A 16,755-nucleotide genomic window follows, 5' to 3' on the forward strand; every position below is an offset into this window, starting at 1 on the left:
CTGCGGCCGCCCCCCTCACTCCGGGGCGAAGTCCATGATCAGGGAGTCCTCCACCGGCACGTAGCCGATCTGCCGGTAGATGGAGTTGCTGGTGGGGTTGGCGAGGTTCGTGTAGAGCAGGACCTCGGTGGCGCCATGGGCGAGGAGGTGGGCCGAGGTCGCGGCGGTCACGGCGGTGCCGTAGCCGTGGCCGCGGCTCGCGGCGGGGGTGTAGACCGGGCCGATGCGGGACATGCCGACGAGGACCGGGCTGCTGCCGGCCAGGGCGACCGGGCGGCCGTCGTCCTCCCACAGGTGCAGGCAGCCGTTCGCGATCCGCTCGTCCACCGCCCGTGGGACGTCGGGGAGTTCGATCTCGGCCTCGACCAGGAACTCCTCGTACCAGCGGATCGCCAGCTCGCGGTCGGCCGGGCCGGCCAGCCGGTGGCGGCCCGTAGGAGGGCGCGGCGGGTCGGCCAACTCGCCGAGCCGGTAGAGCCGTTCGTCGAAGCGGACGGACTGCCGGGTACCGGTGGCGGCCGTCCAGGCGCCGGCGAAGGCGCGGACCGCCTCGGCTCCCCCGCCGACGCCGGTCACCGTGGTGAACCCGGGCCCGGCGGCGGCCAGTTCGACCGCCAGTTCGGCGGCCGCGGCCGGGGGCATGGAGGAGAGCCGGGGGTCGAACGGCGGCGTCTGCAGGAAGGCACCCGCGACGGGGCCGCCCTCCTCGGCCCGCCACCAGCCGAAGACCGGCGGCTCGCCGAACACCGTCAGGCCGGCCTCGGCGAGCCGGTGGGCGATGGTGAGCAGGACGGTGTTCTCGGCGGGGCGGGCGGCCAGGAAGCCGCCCGCCCGGTCGCGGAACTCGTCGAGGGAGGTGCTGAAGGTCCAGGTCATGACCCATGGTGGACTGGGCCGGGACCGGTGCGCCAACGATTTGGCTACTCGACCGCCACGCCCAGCTTCTCGGCCAGCGCCGCCGGATCGGTGGTCGGGGCGTCGCAGGCGAAGTGCCGGCAGACGTACGCCGCGGGCGCCCCGCCGATCAGCGGCCGGTCGGCCAGCAGCGGCACCTCGGACTCCCCGGGCACGCCGACCGCGACCACCGCGCCCGGCGCCGTCCCGAGCAGCGCGGCCCGCCGCAGCGCCGCGGTGGCCGGGTCGCCGTCCGGGCCGATCACGGCGACCTCGCGCGGCCCGTCGAGCAGCGCCTCGGCGACGGCGAGGCCCCAGCCGATGAACCGCGGTGCCCGGCCGGCGAGCGCGCCGACCACGCCGAGGGCCCGCTCGGCGGCCGTGCGGTGCCGGTCGGAGCCGGTGTACGCGGCGTAGGTGAGCAGCGCCCCGGCGGCGGCCGTCCAGCCGGACGGGGTGGCGTTGTCGGTCGGGTCCTGCGGGCGGCGGATCAGCTCTTCGGCGTCGTCGGCGGTGTCGTAGAGCGCACCGGAGGCCTCGTCGGTGAAGTGCTTGAGCACGGTGTCGAGCAGGCCGCCCGCCAGCTGGAGCCAGGAGGCCTCGCCGGTGACGGCGTACAGCGCGAGGAAGCCCTCGGCGGTGTCCGCGTAGTCCTCCAGCACGCCGGCGTTGGCGCCGGGCCGGCCGTCCCGGGAGGTGCGCAGCAGCCGGCCGTCGGGGGTGAGGTGGACGGCGAGCAGCAGGTCGGCGGCGCGTTCGGCGGCCTCGACCAGGTCGGGGCGGTCCAGCAGGGCGCCGGTCTCGGCGAGCGCGGCGACGGCCAGGCCGTTCCAGGCGGCGACCACCTTGTCGTCCCGGGCCGGGGCGGGCCGGGCCGTCCGGGCCTCGGCCATCCGCGCCCGGATCGTCTCGTACTCGGCGAAGTCCTCAGGGTCGGCGAGGAGTTGGAGCACCGAGGCGCCGTGCTCGAAGGTGCCCTCGGCGGTGACGGTGAACAGCCGGGCGGCGGTGGCCGCGTCGGCGGGGCCCAGCAGGTCGACCAACTGGCCGGGCTCCCACGCGTAGTACGCGCCCTCGGCGGACTGCCCGGTCTCCTCGTCCAGGCTGTCGGCGTCCAGCGCGGAGGCGAACGCGCCCTCGGGCGTGCGGAGTTCGCGCAGTAGGAAGTCCGCCGTGGACAGCGCGACCCGGCGGGCGAGGCCCGATCCGGTGGCCCGCCACAGGTGCAGGTAGACCCGCAGCAGCAGCGCGTTGTCGTACAGCATCTTCTCGAAGTGCGGCACCACCCAGCCGGCGTCCACGGCGTACCGGGCGAAGCCGCCGCCGAGCTGGTCGTGGATGCCGCCGCGGGCCATCGCCTCGCCGGTGCGGACGGCCATCTCCAGCGCCGCCTCCGAGCCGGTCCTGGCGTGGTGGCGCAGCAGGAACTCCAGCACCATGGCCGGCGGGAACTTGGGCGCGCCGCCGAAGCCACCGCGGTTCTGGTCGAAGTCCCGGCTGAGGGTCACCAGCGCCTGGTGCAGGTCGGCCTCGCCGGGCGGGTGGTGGGCGCCGGCCGAGTAGACGGCGGCCCGCTCGGCCAGGTCGGCCCGGATCCGGCCGGCGACCTCGCCGACCTCCTGCCGCCGGTCCCGCCAGGCGGCGTCCACGCCCTCCAGCACCTGCCGGAAGGACGGCATGCCGTGCCGGGGCTGCGGCGGGAAGTAGGTGCCGAAGTAGAACGGCTCCTTGTCGGGGGTGAGGAACACCGTCATCGGCCACCCGCCCTGCCCGGTCGCGGCCTGCACCGCCTCCATGTACACGGCGTCGACGTCGGGCCGCTCCTCCCGGTCCACCTTGACCGCGACGAACCGCTCGTTGAGGTACTCGGCGAGCCCGGCGTCCTCGAAGCTCTCGTGTGCCATCACATGACACCAGTGGCAAGCCGCGTACCCGACGCTCAGCAGCACCGGGACACCGCGCCGCCGCGCCTCGTCGAAGGCGGCCTGCTCCCAGGGCCACCAGTCGACCGGGTTATCGGCGTGCTGAAGCAGATAAGGCGAGGTCACACCAGCCAACCGGTTCATGCGACCCAGCCTCTCACAGCGCCCCGAACCCGACGGCGGAACCCACGCGTGTCCGTCCGCCCGGCCGCTGTCCGCTCACGCGCCGTCACCCGGCGGACGGGGATCGCCCCGGTCGGGCTCCCCCGTGCGGCTCACTTCCGCAGGGCGCCGCGCAGGAGCTTTCCGGTGTTGCCGCGCGGCAGGTCGGCGGTGAACTCGATCGCGCGCGGGTACTTGTACGGCGCGATGTCGCTCTTGACGAAGGACTGCAGTGCGGCGACGAGTTCCTCTCCCGGCTGGTGGTCGGCCGCGAGCACCACGTACGCCTTGACGATCTCGCCGCGCCCCGGGTCCGGCGTGCCCACCACCGCGCACTCCGCGACCGCCGGGTGCCGCAACAGCGAGTTCTCCACCTCGGGCGCGGCGATGTTGTAGCCCGAGCTGACGATCATGTCGTCGGAGCGCGCCTGGAACCAGAAGTAACCGTCGGTGTCCTTGATGAAGACGTCACCGGTGAACGTCCATCCGTCCCGCACCTGAGCCCGCTGGCGAGGGTCCGCCAGGTAGCGGCAGCCGGTCGGGCCCTTCAGCTGCAGCAGGCCCGGCACTCCGTCCGGCACCTCGGCCCCGCTCTCGTCCACGACCCGCGCGCGGAAGCCCGGGACCACCCGGCCGGTGGCGCCCGGCCGGATGTCCTCGCCGGCGGCCGAGATGAACACGTGCAGCATCTCGGTGGAGCCGATGCCGTCGACCAGCCGCAGCCCGGTGGCCCGCTCGAAGGCCTGCCAGGTCGCCGACGGGAGCGTCTCGCCGGCCGAGACGCACAGCCGCAGGCTCGCCAGATCGTAGTCGTCCAGCGAGTCCAGGACCCGGCGGTAGGCCGTGGGCGAGGTGAACAGCACGTTCACCCGGTGCCGGGCCACCGCCCGGAACAGCTTGTCCGGCGTGGTCTCCTCCAGCAGCAGACTGGCCGCGCCCACACGCAGCGGGAAGATCAGCAGACCGCCGAGCCCATAGGTGAAGCCCAGCGGCGGGCTGCCGGCGAACAGGTCGGTCGGCTCGGGCCGGAGCACCCGGGCGGAGAAGGTGTCCGCGATGGCCAGCACGTCCCGGTGGAAGTGCACGGTGGCCTTCGGCACGCCGCTGGTACCCGAGGTGAAGGCGATCAGCGCCACGTCGTCGGCAGCCGTCGGCACGGCCGGGAACACGCCCGTACGGGCCTTGGCCTGCCGCCCGAGCTCGCCGCCGTCGTGCACGTCGTACCGGACCACGGTCAGGTCGTCCCCGGCCGCGAGCTCCAGTTCCTCGGTGAACCGCTCGTCGCACAGCGCGAACCGCACCTCGGCCTTGGCGATCACCTCGCGCAGCTCGACGGCGCGCAGCAGGGCCATGGTGGTGACGGCGACGCCGCCCATCTTCATCACGGCCAGCCAGCAGATCGCCAGCCACGGCGAGTTGGGGCCGCGCAGCAGCACCCGGTTGCCCGGCCGCAGGCCGTGGCCGTGCACCAGCTCCTCGGCCGTCCGGTTGACCAGTTCGGCGACCTGTTCGTAGGACCACACCGTGCCCGCCTGGTCCAGCAGGCAGGGCCGGTCCCCGCCGAGCCGGCCGATCGTCCCGTCGAGCAGCTCCGCCGCGCAGTTGAGCCGCCGCGGGTAGCGCAGCTCGGGCAGGTCGACGAGGATCTCGGGCCACTCCTCGACCGGCGGCAGATGGTCGCGGGCGAAGGTGTCGACGTGCGCGGATGGGATCGATGCGTCCATGGCTCCTCCGGAGACTTGACGACCCACCCTCGGGTCCGGGAACGATCGGACATTCGAATCGACCGCTTCCTGCCAGCGGCACGGGCCGGGAATGGCAACTTCCTGCCAGCCGCGAGCCCGACCGCCGGGAGCCGGGCGAGAGTGGCGGCGAAGATCGAGCCCGGAGAAGGAGACGCGGTCATGCAGCCGGCCAGTCGAGAACCGGAAGGCCGGCGGTTCCGGCTGGAACGCCGGATCTTCTTCCACCATTGCGACCCCGCCGGCATCGTCTTCTACCCGCAGTACCTGGTGCTGCTGAACGAGGTGCAGGAGGCCTGGTTCGGCGGCTGCCTCGGCGTCGACTACGCCGCCCTGTTCACCAAGCGCCTGCTCGGCGTGCCGACCGTCCGGCTGGAGTGCGACTTCCTCGCACCCAGCCGCCTCGGCGACAGCCTGACGCTGGAGCTCGCGGTGGAGCGGATCGGCACCAAGTCGCTCACCATCGGCTACGAGTACCGCGGCACCGACGCCGGCGAGGTGCGTGCGCGGTTCAGGACGGTCCTGGTGTTCACCTCCCTGGAGACGCACCGGGCCGTTCCCATTCCTGACGACATCCAGGCCGGCCTGCGGCACTGGCTCGCGACGAGGGACGACAGCGAAGAATGAGCAGTGGTCTGCTTGACGACCCCCGGCTCGGGGCCGGAAACCTCTTCCGCCTGGCCGCGGCCGCGACCCGAGGCGCCGCGCAGAGCCGGATCGAACTGGACGTGCCGTACCTGACGCTCGGCGGCGAGCGGGTTCACAGGTTCACCCTGAACGCGCTGGACGAACTGACCGACCGGGTGGCGGCCGGCTTCCACCACGACGGCATCCGGGCCAAGGATCCGGTGGCCGTCTTCCTCGGCGAGAGCGTGCGGTACCTGATCCACTACATCGCGCTGACCAAGCTCGGAGCGATCCCGGTCTTCCTGAACAGCTCGCTGGACCCGGAGACCGCCCGCGCCTTCATCCAGCGGGTCGGCGCCGTGGCCGTGGTCTCGGACCCCGAGCGGCTGGCCAAGGACGCGCTGGACCTGCCCTACTACGAGGCGGACCCGTACTCGCCGGACCAGGTCACGTACTTCCGGCACACCGAGAACGACCCGGTGCTGATCGCCCACACCTCCGGCACCACCGGCGTGCCGAAGGCCGTGCAGTTCAACCACTACGGCTTCTTCTTCGGCATCAGGCAGCAGGCCGACGCGGACCTCGGCGAGCGCATCCTGTCCGTGCTGCCGCAGAGCCACGCCTCGGCGATCTCGGTGCTGATGTCCGGGGTGCTGCGCGGCCTGGACGTCATGCTCGCCACCGAGCGCTCCCCGAAGCGGCTGGTCGAGCGGTTCGCCGCCTTCCGCCCGCAGTTGGTGGTCGGATTCCCCAAGGTCTTCGTCGACCTCTGCCGACTGGACCTGGACCCGGCGGACTTCGCCTCCATCTCGTACTGGATGTGCACCGGCGACGCCAACCACGAGCAGCACATCCGCAAGCTGGTCGCGCTCGGCAACCACACCGACCGCTCGGGGCGGCAGCAGCCCGGGTCCCTGTTCATCGACAACTTCGGCTCGTCCGAGTTCGGTTTCGCCATGTTCCGCCAGGTGCACACGCCGACCAGCGACCGCTACGGCCGCTGCATAGGCCGCCCGTTCGCCTGGATAGACGCCCAGGTCTTCGACGACCAGGACGAACCGCTGGGCCCGTTCACGGTCGGCCGGCTCGGCCTCAAGTCGCCGACGGTGACGGCTGGTTACTGGAACAACTCGCTGCTCAGCGAGAAGAACCGGGTGCGCGGCTACTGGCTCACCGGGGACTTCGCCTTCCGCGACGAGGACGGCCGCTTCTACCACGTCGACCGCACCACGGACGCCATCACCACCAGCCGCGGCACGGTCTACAGCACCCAGACCGAGGAGCTGATCCTGCGCAACTTCCCCGGGCTGCAGGACTGTTCGCTGGTGAAGTCGGAGGACACCGGGGAGCTGGTGCTGGCCGTCGAACTCGCCGACCCGGCCGCCGACCTGGACGGGCTGTTGACGCGGATCAACGAGACCCTGACCGCCGCCGCCCTGCTGCCGGCCGACCGGATCCTCACCAAGGGGAGCGAGGAGTTCACCGGCGTGACCGGCAAGGCCCTCAAGCGGGCGATGCGCCGGACCTACGCTGCCGACGGAGCTCACGGACAACCCTGACATGGCAGTCGAGAAGACCCTCCGGTCGGGTCCGGGAACCCCCGCGGGCATCCCGGACCCCAGCCGCCGACCCCGGGCCGCCTGGGTCGTGGCCTGGCTGATGTGCACCCTGATCGCGGGCGCCACCGTGCCCACCCCGGTCTATCCGCTCTACGCGCACGAACTCGGGCTCACCCCGCTGCTGGTGACGGCGGTGTTCTCCACCTACGCGCTCGGCACGCTCTGCACGCTGCTGCTGTTCGGCGGCATGTCGGACCGGATCGGCCGCCGCCCGATCCTGCTGGTGGCCCTCTGTCTGGGCCTGCTCAGCTGCGCCCTGTTCGCCGCCTCGCCCACCCTGCCCGGCATCCTGGGCGGACGGCTGCTGTGCGGCTTCGCCGTGGGCCTGTCCTCCGGCGCGGCGACGGCCTACCTCGGCGAACTGCTGGCCGACCGGCGCAAGGCGGCCCTGGTGGCCTCGGCGACCAACATGGCGGGCCTCGGCATCGGACCGATGCTCTCCGGCGTCCTCGTCCAGTACGGCCCCGGCCCGATGCTCCTTCCGTACCTGGCGCTGGCCGCCCTGCTACTGCCCGGGTTCGCCCTGCTCGCGCTCCCGGAGACCGTCGTCCGCGCCGCCGGCCCGGTCCCCCTCCGCCCGCAGCGCCTGCGCATCCCGGCCGAACACCGGTCGGCGTTCGCCTACTCGGCGCTCGCCGCGCTCGGCCCGTTCGCGACCCTCGGCCTGTTCGCCGCCCTGGCCGGCACCTTCCTGCGGGACGGCCTGCACATCACCAATCACCTGATGGTCGGCGTCGCCCCCGGCACCGCGTTCACGGCGGCCGCGCTGGCCCAGGTCTGGGGCAGCAGGGTCGCACCCCGGACAGGCGTCATCGCCGGCATGGCCGTCCTCCCGGCCGGGCTGGTGTCGGTCGTCGCGGCGATCCCGGCCGTGTCGCTGTCGCTCTTCCTGGTCGGGGCGGCGGTGTCCGGCGGGGCCGCCGGATTCGCCTTCCGCTCCGGTCTGGCCCTGCTCTCCGCCAACGCCCGCCCCGACCAGGCCGGCCGACTGGTCTCCGGCTACTTCACCTCGGCCTACCTCGGGCTGTCCCTGCCGGTGGTCGGCACCGGCCTCCTGCTCGGCGCCACCACCCTGCTCGACACCGCCGCCGTCTTCACCGCCGCGGTGGCGGCCATCGCCCTGCTCTGCATCGTCCCGGTCGCCCGCGCCCGCGGCTGACGGAGCGTCGGACCGGTTCCCGGGCGGGCAGGTCCCACCCGGAACTCTCATCAGTGGATCTCGCGGTCCTGCAGCTGGTGCAGGAGGTAGCCGGCGTGCAGCCGGTTCTTCGCGCCGAGCCGCCGCATGATCTCGGAGATGTGGCGCTGGCAGGTGCGCATGGAGATCCCGAGGCGGCGGGCGATCGCGCGATCGTCGACGCCGTCCACCAGCAGGCTGATGATCATCGCCTTGGTGTCGTCCGACGCTATCTCCACCATGCTGCGGTCATAGCTGGGGGACAGCGGCAGCGCGCTCGACCAGGCGAACTCGAAGGCCCCGTACATGAAGTCGACCACGCTCGGATCGCGCACCACCGCCGCGCTCAGCGGATCGTCGCGCAGCTCGATCACCGCGACCGTCCGATCGAAGATCATCAGGCGCGCGAAGTCGTTGCTGGTGGTCCGCACCTCCGCGCCCTGGCCGGTCACGTGCTCGACGAAGGTCAGCGTGGGCTGACTGTGCCTGGCGGGGTGCTGGTAGAGCGTGCGCAGCTTGACGCCGCGCGCCAGGAGTTCATCGGTGCGTTCCAGCGACTCCGCCAGAGCCTCCTGGTCCCGGGCTCCGCCGGGCTGGGAGGCGACCACCTCGTGCCGGCTCGCCGCCGCGAGCTCGGCCATCACGCCACGCGCGGCGCCGACTCCCAGCACGGGCTCGATCGGCGACGACCGGGCTCCACGGAGCACCTTCTCCTGATAGACCGTCACCAGGTCGGTGTAGCTGGACCAGACCCGGTCGGCCTCCCGCTGCCGCCGTGCCAGATCCTGCAGCACCGGCGCCAGCATCCGGGTGCGGGCGGCCTCCGGGGGCACCGCCACCAGGCGGCCGGCATCGGCGGCACCGGCCCGCAGCAGCTTCAGCCTGAGCAATTCCGCCACCGCCGAGTCGACTTGACTTTCGGTCAGTTCCAGATCGAGCCCCGCCTCGGCGAGGGTCGGCGGAGAGGACTGCCGGAGCGTGAAGTCGTAGAGGATCGCGGCGGATTCGCCGAGTGGCGCACGAGCCGCGCCCGGAACTTCCCGATTTGACACGTGCCATCCCCCTGGCGGATATGTGCAGGCCGAAAGAAGATAGCCCAGGCGGATGGGAATGGCGCCTGTGGCTGGGCATGCTGGAGTGGTTGCGGTCGATCACGAACCGACAACCGGAAGGACCCGCACGAGCTCGGCCATACGGACCTGCGGAGAGACACGTGACCAGCATCGGACAATCGTTCGAGAACTTGAGCTCTCCCACCTTGCCGGCACTGCGCGACCTGGCACTGCAGGTGGCGGAGATGGCCGGCCGGCTCTCCGGAGGCGTGGCGTACGGCCTCCGCCCCGACTTACCCGCCGAGGACGCCCGCTCGGTCGCCGCGCGCCTGATCCAGCAGTGCGGCCACCGTGTGGTCAGGGCCCAGACCAGCTACGCCGACGGGCCGCACGAGTTCGACGACCCGCTCCTGGACCGGCTGCACACCCAACTCCTGGCCCGGGGAGGTGAGGTCAGGATGCTCGTCACCAGCACGCTGCTCCGGGACGAGGAGGCCCTGGCCAAACTGACCGAGCTCGCCACCGCCGGAGCGCGGATCCGGGTCTCCCCCTGCGGGCTGCCCACCGCCGTGATCACCGACGGCTTGGTCGGCCTGCTGGCCTCGGAGCGCAACGCGCCACTCGCCGTGGTCTCCGGTCGGGAGGCCGTCCAGGCCATCTCCCTCCTCCACGACGCCGTCTGGACCCAGTCCACCGACCTCGTGCCCGCGCACCGGAGCTGGACGGCCGACGAATGCTCCGTGCGCGTCCTGCAGGCGATCAGCCAGGGCTACACCGACGAGCGGGCCGCCCGGGAGCTGGGCCTGTCGGTGCGCACCTACCGTCGGCACGTGGCCGCCCTGCTCGCCCAGCTCGACGCGGGCTCCCGGTTCCAGGCCGGCGTGCGGGCGGCCCAACTCGGCCTGATCGACGCGGCGGCCTGACCCGGGCCACGCACCCCTCACCCCGGCTTCCGCCGGAAGGCCGCCATCCGCCCCTCGCGGCGGTCGGCGGGGACGCCGGCCCGAAGCCCGACCATCGGGAGCGCGACCATCGGGGCGGCGGTGCCCGGGGCCGAGGCGGACCCGCCGCCGTGGAGCAGCCGGAACGGCCGCCCCGGTCACTCCGCCCCCGCCGCGAACTGGCTCCGGATGCCGCGCAGCGGACGGGCTGCCAGGGCCGCCGGGACGGCTGTGGCGACCAGGACCCCGAGCAGCACGCCGACCGTCCACGGCACGTCCAGGGTGGGCAGCTCCAGGCCTACCGCCCGGGCCAGCGGCACCAGGCAGATCCCGGCCGTCACCGCGGCCAGTACCGTCCCGACCAGTGCCGCGGCCAGCACCTCGTACACCACGCAGCGCAGCAGCTGCCCCCGGCCGAGACCGAGGGCCCGCAGGTGGGCGCGCTGGGAGCGGCGGTCGCGCTGGGCGATGGCGCAGGTGTTGGCGACGGCGAGCAGCGCGTACCCGGCCACCACGGAGACGATCAGCCGGGAGGCCAGGTCGTCCTGGACGCTGCGCGGCCGCAGGTGGTCCAGGTAGTCGGCCCGTGCGGCGATCCGCTCGCCGGGCCCGGACTTCCAGCCCACCGGATCGCCGTCGAGCAGCACCAGGTCGGCGTGCGGGGCCGGGGTGTGGGCGAGGGCGAGGTCCGCGGGGAGGAGGTACGAGGGAAAGGCCAGGTCCCGCCGGTAGACGGCGACGAGCCGTAGGTGGGCCTCCTGACCGTCGGCGAGCCCGAAGGTGACGCCCTGGCCGAGCTGCCAGCCCTGCGAGGCCACCGCGGTGCTGCCGGCGGCGAACGTTCCGGGCGCCAACTCGTCCAGCCGGCCCTGCTGTTCGCCGAGGTCCAGGACGGTCCGCAGGGCCGTTCCGTCCACGCCCCAGGCGCGGGTGGGCCGGGGCTTGTCCTCGTAGAAGTCGGGCGGCGGTGTCACCTCGGTGGCGATCGGCGCGACGGCGGTGCCGCCGGGCAGGCCGGCGGGCCGGGCGGGCAGTCGGCTGCCCGGCTGGGCCGTCACCACCGCGTCGGCCCGCAGTGCCTGTTCGGTCTGCTGCCGCACCGCGGCGGCGATCGTCGCCCCCGAGCCGAGCAGGCAGAGCACGATGCCGACGGACAGCAGGACGGGCACCGCGATCGCGGCCGTCCGGGCGGGTGCGGCCCGCAGCCCCGCGGCGGCGATCCGGCCGGCCTTCCGGTCCACCAGCCGCAGCAGCGCGCAGCAGGGGCCGACGAGCAGCGGCACGAACCAGGGCGCGAGCACCGCGAGGGTGGGGATGACGGACAGGGCCAGCCCCGTCACCAGGGCGCCCCGGAGCACCGGCGGCATGTCCGTCGCGACCGGCAGGACCACGAGCGGCCCGCAGAGCAGGAGGACCATGGCGATGCCCGCCACCAGCCGGCCGGGACTGCGGCGGGGTGGGGCCAGGGCCAGCGACTCGTCCTTGAGCAGGTCGATCGGCTGGACCCGTCCGGCCGCCAGCACGCCGGCCAGCGCGGCCAGCACCGCGACCGCGCAGGTGCCGAGGCAGGCGCCGGCCGCGATCGACCAGGTCTGGCCGGCAGAGGGCAGGTCGACGGCGGCGGGGAACAGCTCCCGCTCGATCAGCATCCGCCGTCCGAAACCCGCCGCGGGAACCGTCCCGGCCGCCGCGGCGACAGCGGAGGGGACCAGGGCGACCAGGGCGACGTCCGCGACGACCAGGGCCCGCAGCCGGCCGGCCGTCACTCCGAGGGCGCGCAGCACGGCGAACTGCCCGAGCCGTTGGTTGGTCCAGAGCGCGACCGTCGAACCCGTCACCAGCACCGCGGACATCAGCAGCAGTGTCAGCAGCAGGCCCAGCAGGTCCTGGCTGTCGGCGGCCGCCGTGGCGGCCGCGGAACCCGCCGGACGGGACCGGCCGCCGACCGCCGCGAGCAGCACCAGGCAGGCGCCCACCCCGGTGGCGGTGAGCGCGCAGGCGGCCGCGACGCCCATGACACGCCCCGGGTACGCCCGTACCTCGGCGACGCACAGTCGCAGCCCGCCGAGCGGTCCACTCGGGCGGGTCGTCGGTTTCGTTGCCACGGCCACCGTCATCTCACCCCAACGCGCTTTCCGAGGCATGGAGTTGTCGGCAGACCCGGCACCCGGGCCGCGCCGGGGACCCGTGCGACGATGACGCCATGAAGACGCGTGTCGTGATCGCCGACGACCAGGCGAGCGTCCGCCAGGGGTTCCGGCACATCCTGGCGGCCCAGCCCGACATGGAGGTCGTGGCCGAGGCTGCGGACGGCCTGGAGGCCATGGAGGCCGTCCGCGCCCTGCGGCCGGACGTCCTGTTGGTCGACATCCGGATGCCGGCACCGGACGGGCTGGAGGTCACCCGCAGACTGGCCGGCCTCACCCCGGAGGTGAAGGTCGTCGTGGTGACCACCTTCGACCTCGACGAATACGTGCACACCGCGCTGCGCCATGGTGCCTGCGGCTTCCTGCTCAAGCACTCGGGGCCCGCGCTGCTGGCCGAGGCGATCCGCTCGGCGGCGGCCGGTGACTCGCTGATCAGCCCGCAGATCACCGCCCGCCTGCTGCGCCACTTCACCGGCCCGCGCCGGGTCGGCCGCTCCCCGGTCGAGCCGCTGACGAGCCGCGAGGAGGAGATCGCCGTCCTGGTCGCCGAGGGACTGACCAACGCCGACATCGGCGCCGAGCTGTTCATCTCGCTGAGCACCGTCAAGACCCATCTGGCCAACCTCCAGCGCAAGTTGAAGGCCCGCAACCGGGTGGGCATCGCCGCCTGGGCCTGGGAGTCGGGCCTGACCGAACGTGCCTGAGCCGACCGCCCCCGGACGCCCCACGGACAGCCCGCGGACGGCCCGCTGACACGGCACTCGCGGATCACAGGCCACCCCCGCTCGGGACTCCTCCGTCGTGACGGCCCAGGGATTCCCGCCCCTGGTCGCCGCACCGACATCCTTGCCCGCCCGCCGAGCGCGTCGCCATCGGCCGATCGGCCCATTCGATCGGCCGGAACGCCGGATCGGCCGCCGCCGGATGTGCCGAACGGCCTGGATCAGCCCGTCGGCAGCACTGCGGCGACCCGCCAGCCGCCCTCAGGGCCCGGTCCGGCGGTCAGCTCGCCACCGGCGGCCTCCACCCGCTCCCGCAGGCCCGCGAGCCCGAAGCCGCCGCCCTCCCGCCCGTCCCCTCCCAACGCGCCGCCGGGACCGCCCTCGGCGGACGGGCCCGCAGCAGCCGAGCGCGCACCGGACGAGCCCCCCGTCCCGCCCGGCGCCCCGTCGTCGGTGACCGTGACCCGCAGCGCCGCCCGCCCACCGTGCCGGGCCGGGCCGACCTCGATCGCCACCTCCCCGGCCCCGGGCGCGTGCCGCCGGACGTTGGTCAGCGCCTCCACCACCAGCCGGTAGCCGAGCCCGCTGATCTCCGCCGGTACCGCCGCCAGTTCGGCCTCCGCCGGAGCCTCCAGCCGCACCCGCGCGGCCCCGCTGCGGGTGAACCGCTCGGCCAGCGCGGGCAGTTCGCTCAGATCGCGGCGCAGGCTGCGAGCACCGGGCCCGCCCGCCGCCGCACCCGGGGCCGCCCCGACGCGCCCGCGCGGCACCGGGTCGGCGTCGTCCGCCGCGAAGACCCGCACGGTCCGGTCCATGGTGACCAGCGCCTGCCGCCCGGCCGCCTCGATCCCCGCCAGCAACTCGACCACCTGCCGGGGGTCCTGCCGGGCCAGCAGCTGCGCGGCCTGGGCCAGCACCACCACCCCGGTGACGTCGTGCGCGGCGAAGTCGTGCAGGTCACGGGCCAGGTCCAGGCGCTGTGCCCGCCGTTCGGCCGCCACCGCCGCCCGGGCCCGGGTGTCCATGGAGCGCAGGTAGCAACCGACCCCCACCGCCGCGCAGGACAGCAGGACCCAGATCACGCAGAGCTTGACGATCCCCTCCAGCGGGGCCGCCGGCCGGACCCAGAGGATCATCCGCAGCGGTAGCAGCGCCACCGCCACGACCGGCAGAGCGCCGTACCCGAAGGCAGCCGCGGCCCGGCGCCGACGCACCGCGGGGACGACCGGCACGAGCAGCGCGACGGTCTCCAGCAGCCACCAGTCCTCGACGCCGCCGGACACCGGCCCGCGGTAGCCGGCCGTCACCAGCAGCGACACGGCGCAGGAGACCAGCACCGAGGGGCCCACCGCACCGACCCGACCCGGGGCCCAGAGCGCCGGGAACAGCCCGGCGAGCACCGCCACCGCACCGGATCCGACGATCAGCGGCCCCGGATCCCCCAGCCCCACCGCCGCGGCCGTCAGCACCCCCGCCACCACCGCTCCGTACCCCGCCCTGCGCACCACGGTGTGCCACGCCCACGTCATGGTTCGGGATCCTACGAAGCCGGACGGCCCGCCAGGGCCCGTCCGACGAACCGGCCGGGCCGGGTCCGGCGAACCGGAGGCCGGCCCCGTGGGACCGGCCCGCCGGCTCACTCCTTCGGGGCCTCCGGCTGCTCGACGAAGTCGACCTTCTTGAACTGCCGGTTCATCGACTTGGCCAGGAACCAGGTCGCGACGCCGAGGGCGGCGAAGACGACGAAGCCGAGGAGGCCGGGGGTGACCTTGGCGTCGTCGACGGCGAGGTCAGCGGCGAGGTGGACGAGGTTCACGGAGGCACTCATATCTCTATGGTGGCCCGGCTCACGGGGAGCCGGGCCATCGGGGGGTGGTTCAGTCGCGCGTGTCGGCGGCCTCGGCCGCCAGGGTGGGCGTGCGCAGGCCGGCGAACAGGTCGTCCTCCGGCAGGTCCACGTCGACCAGGGTACGGCTGAGCTCGTAGTCCTCGGTGGGCCAGACCTCGCGCTGGACCTCCAGCGGGACGCGGAACCACGGGCCGTCCGGGTCGATCTGGGTCGCGTGGGCGATCAGCGCGCGGTCGCGGGTCTCGAACCAGTCGTCGCAGCGGACCCGGGTGGTGATCTCGCGCTCCTTGCGGCCGCTCTTCTCCCAGCCCTCGATCCACTCGCCGTACGGCGACTCGTGGCCGTGCTCGGTGAGGTACTCGTGCAGGGCCCGGATGCGGCCCATCGGGAAGCCGTGGTTGTAGTACAGCTTGAGCGGCTGCCAGGGCTCGCCGGCCTCCGGGTAGGCGTCCGGGTCGCCCGCGGCGTCGAAGGCCAGCATGGTGATCTTGTGGGTCATGATGTGGTCCGGGTGCGGGTAGCCGCCGTTCTCGTCGTAGGTCGTGATGACCTGCGGCTTGAACTCGCGGATCAGCCGGACCAGCGGCTCCGCGGCCTCCTTGACGTCCTGGAGGGCGAAGCAGCCCTCGGGCAGCGGCGGCAGCGGGTCCCCCTCGGGCAGCCCGGAGTCCACGAAGCCCAGCCAGGCCTGCTTGACGCCGAGGATCGCCCGCGCCTCGTCCATCTCCTTGCGGCGCACCTCGTGGATGTTCTCCTCGACGTACCGGTCCCCCTGGAGCTTGGGGTTGAGGACCGACCCGCGCTCGCCCCCCGTGCAGGTGGCCACCAGCACGTCCACGCCCTGCTCGACGTACATGGCCATGGTGGCCGCGCCCTTGCTGGACTCGTCGTCCGGGTGGGCGTGCACCGCCATCAGTCGCAACTGCTCAGTCAACGCCTTGCGTTCCTTCCACACTCGTCGGGCGTTCCGCGAAGTCCGGGTCTGCCCACCGTACGAACCGCTCACTTCGGGACCGCGTCGCCGCGGGGCCGGGCCGCGGAACGTCGCCGTCGCGGCCGAGCCCTGCCCCCGCCGGACCGGCCGCGGGCGTGCCCCTCCTATAGTGACGGACTGGAGGAGCGTCGCATTCCCCCGCACCACCCGCGCGGCCCCTCCCCCAGGAGAGGACGGAGTCCGATGAGTGCAGACACCACCGCCACCGGTCTGCCCGAGGGGCGCTACGGCCGCGGCGGCGACCGCGACTCGGACCGCCGCCTGAAGGTGATCGGCGCGGTCTGCGGCGTGCTCGGCCTGGGCCTGGTCGCCTGGCTGGGCGGCTCCTACATGCTGCGCGAATCGAAGATCAACGGCTCGGTGCCGACCTTCCAGGTGCTCTCCGACTCCGAGGTCCAGCTGCACCTCACCGTGCGCAAGGGCGACGGGCAGGCCGGCACCTGCACCGTGCGCTCGCAGGGCGACGACCACGGGGTGGTCGGGGTGGCCGACTTCCCGGTCCCGGCGACCGGCTCCAGCTACGACGCGGTGGTCACCCTGCGCACCACCTCGCGCGGCACCACCGCCGAACTGCTGGGCTGCACCCCGACCAAGTGACGCTCCCGCCGGGCAGCGCGCCCGCGTCGAACGACGCGCCCGGGCCGGACAGTGCGCCCCGGGCGGCGCGCCCGCTTCCGGCGGCACGCATATCCGATCCGGAGAGCGGGCATCCGTAGAGGGTCCCGCACTCCGTTGCCGTACACCGCGGCGCAACGCCACCGTCAATGACGCGTGAACGCCCCTCCCGCTTGTCAGCAGGACTTGTTAGGCTCGTGGTTTCGCCCCTTCCGCACCGGATGGTACGGGAGCGGGCGTTGCTTTGTAGTTGAGACCGATATCACCACCGACCCCTGCTGACGACTCACAC

Annotated in this window: 14 protein-coding genes; 6 read left to right on the plus strand and 8 right to left on the minus strand. The window is 73.6% G+C overall.

The annotated features are described in order from the left end of the window. Positions 1–15: 15 nt before the first annotated feature. The 3 genes from ACIQ87_RS05335 to ACIQ87_RS05345 form a co-directional block, all read right to left on the minus strand. Positions 16–876 (minus strand): GNAT family N-acetyltransferase, encoded by an 861-nt coding sequence (locus ACIQ87_RS05335; RefSeq protein WP_402401758.1) that lies wholly within the window; start codon positions 874–876, stop codon positions 16–18. A gap of 44 nt (positions 877–920) precedes the next feature. Next, on the minus strand, positions 921–2,960 hold the full coding sequence (locus ACIQ87_RS05340; RefSeq protein ID WP_402401761.1) for a thioredoxin domain-containing protein: 2,040 nt from the start codon (positions 2,958–2,960) through the stop codon (positions 921–923). A 131-nt stretch (positions 2,961–3,091) separates the two neighbouring features. Next, positions 3,092–4,702 (minus strand): AMP-binding protein, encoded by a 1,611-nt coding sequence (locus ACIQ87_RS05345; RefSeq protein ID WP_402401764.1) that lies wholly within the window; start codon positions 4,700–4,702, stop codon positions 3,092–3,094. Between the two features lie 180 nt (positions 4,703–4,882). Between ACIQ87_RS05345 and ACIQ87_RS05350 the strand changes: the two genes are divergently transcribed. From ACIQ87_RS05350 to ACIQ87_RS05360, 3 genes are read left to right on the plus strand one after another with little or no spacing between them, the layout of a single operon-like run. Then, a complete protein-coding gene (locus ACIQ87_RS05350; RefSeq protein WP_402401767.1) occupies positions 4,883–5,347 on the plus strand; it encodes an acyl-CoA thioesterase in 465 nt (154 codons plus the stop codon). Then, on the plus strand, positions 5,344–6,906 hold the full coding sequence (locus ACIQ87_RS05355; RefSeq protein ID WP_402401770.1) for a class I adenylate-forming enzyme family protein: 1,563 nt from the start codon (positions 5,344–5,346) through the stop codon (positions 6,904–6,906). Before ACIQ87_RS05350 ends, ACIQ87_RS05355 begins: the two co-directional genes overlap by 4 nt. A 1-nt stretch (position 6,907) precedes the next feature. Next, positions 6,908–8,125 (plus strand): MFS transporter, encoded by a 1,218-nt coding sequence (locus ACIQ87_RS05360; RefSeq protein ID WP_402401773.1) that lies wholly within the window; start codon positions 6,908–6,910, stop codon positions 8,123–8,125. Positions 8,126–8,175: 50 nt separating this feature from the next. Here the strand turns inward: ACIQ87_RS05360 and ACIQ87_RS05365 are convergent, their stop codons facing one another. After that, positions 8,176–9,033 carry a LuxR C-terminal-related transcriptional regulator gene (locus ACIQ87_RS05365; protein ID WP_402401776.1) on the minus strand — a complete coding sequence of 286 codons (858 nt, stop codon included), beginning with the start codon at positions 9,031–9,033 and terminating at the stop codon, positions 8,176–8,178. Between the two features lie 353 nt (positions 9,034–9,386). Here ACIQ87_RS05365 and ACIQ87_RS05370 point away from each other — a divergent pair, with 353 nt between their 5' ends. Continuing rightward, positions 9,387–10,118 carry a hypothetical protein gene (locus ACIQ87_RS05370; protein ID WP_402401779.1) on the plus strand — a complete coding sequence of 244 codons (732 nt, stop codon included), beginning with the start codon at positions 9,387–9,389 and terminating at the stop codon, positions 10,116–10,118. 176 nt (positions 10,119–10,294) lie between these two features. Here ACIQ87_RS05370 and ACIQ87_RS05375 read toward each other — a convergent pair whose 3' ends face one another. Continuing rightward, a complete protein-coding gene (locus tag ACIQ87_RS05375; RefSeq protein WP_402401782.1) occupies positions 10,295–12,241 on the minus strand; it encodes an FtsX-like permease family protein in 1,947 nt (648 codons plus the stop codon). Positions 12,242–12,339: 98 nt separating this feature from the next. Between ACIQ87_RS05375 and ACIQ87_RS05380 the strand changes: the two genes are divergently transcribed. Further along, positions 12,340–12,987, plus strand: coding sequence for a response regulator (locus ACIQ87_RS05380; protein ID WP_402401785.1), 648 nt, complete (start codon positions 12,340–12,342; stop codon positions 12,985–12,987). A 239-nt stretch (positions 12,988–13,226) separates the two neighbouring features. On the opposite strand, the gene ACIQ87_RS05385 is transcribed toward ACIQ87_RS05380, so the two are convergent. From ACIQ87_RS05385 to mca, 3 genes are all read right to left on the minus strand, one after another. Then, complete coding sequence (locus ACIQ87_RS05385; protein WP_402401788.1) at positions 13,227–14,534, minus strand: sensor histidine kinase; 1,308 nt, start codon at positions 14,532–14,534, stop codon at positions 13,227–13,229. 107 nt (positions 14,535–14,641) lie between these two features. Continuing rightward, entirely contained in the window at positions 14,642–14,833 is a 192-nt protein-coding gene (locus tag ACIQ87_RS05390) for a hypothetical protein (protein ID WP_355255494.1), read from the minus strand. Positions 14,834–14,882: 49 nt separating this feature from the next. Then, entirely contained in the window at positions 14,883–15,788 is a 906-nt protein-coding gene (mca, locus tag ACIQ87_RS05395) for a mycothiol conjugate amidase Mca (protein ID WP_402401791.1), read from the minus strand. 243 nt (positions 15,789–16,031) lie between these two features. Between mca and ACIQ87_RS05400 the strand changes: the two genes are divergently transcribed. Then, positions 16,032–16,445, plus strand: coding sequence for a DUF4307 domain-containing protein (locus ACIQ87_RS05400; protein ID WP_402401794.1), 414 nt, complete (start codon positions 16,032–16,034; stop codon positions 16,443–16,445). The last annotated feature ends 310 nt before the right edge of the window (positions 16,446–16,755 follow it).

The sequence above is a fragment of the Kitasatospora sp. NPDC096204 genome (genome assembly GCF_044763205.1).
Classification (GTDB): Bacteria; Actinomycetota; Actinomycetes; order Streptomycetales; family Streptomycetaceae; genus Kitasatospora.

What these genes read in the sequence shown, in the direction of transcription:
- ACIQ87_RS05400 (WP_402401794.1), top strand. Translation starts at nt 16,032, where the DNA reads ATGAGTGCAGACACCACCGCCACCGGTCTGCCCGAGGGGCGCTACGGC.
- ACIQ87_RS05380 (WP_402401785.1), top strand. Translation starts at nt 12,340, where the DNA reads ATGAAGACGCGTGTCGTGATCGCCGACGACCAGGCGAGCGTCCGCCAG.
- ACIQ87_RS05335 (WP_402401758.1), bottom strand. Translation starts at nt 876, where the DNA reads ATGACCTGGACCTTCAGCACCTCCCTCGACGAGTTCCGCGACCGGGCG.
- ACIQ87_RS05345 (WP_402401764.1), bottom strand. Translation starts at nt 4,702, where the DNA reads ATGGACGCATCGATCCCATCCGCGCACGTCGACACCTTCGCCCGCGAC.
- ACIQ87_RS05350 (WP_402401767.1), top strand. Translation starts at nt 4,883, where the DNA reads ATGCAGCCGGCCAGTCGAGAACCGGAAGGCCGGCGGTTCCGGCTGGAA.
- ACIQ87_RS05340 (WP_402401761.1), bottom strand. Translation starts at nt 2,960, where the DNA reads ATGAACCGGTTGGCTGGTGTGACCTCGCCTTATCTGCTTCAGCACGCC.
- ACIQ87_RS05360 (WP_402401773.1), top strand. Translation starts at nt 6,908, where the DNA reads ATGGCAGTCGAGAAGACCCTCCGGTCGGGTCCGGGAACCCCCGCGGGC.
- ACIQ87_RS05385 (WP_402401788.1), bottom strand. Translation starts at nt 14,534, where the DNA reads ATGACGTGGGCGTGGCACACCGTGGTGCGCAGGGCGGGGTACGGAGCG.
- ACIQ87_RS05390 (WP_355255494.1), bottom strand. Translation starts at nt 14,833, where the DNA reads ATGAGTGCCTCCGTGAACCTCGTCCACCTCGCCGCTGACCTCGCCGTC.
- ACIQ87_RS05355 (WP_402401770.1), top strand. Translation starts at nt 5,344, where the DNA reads ATGAGCAGTGGTCTGCTTGACGACCCCCGGCTCGGGGCCGGAAACCTC.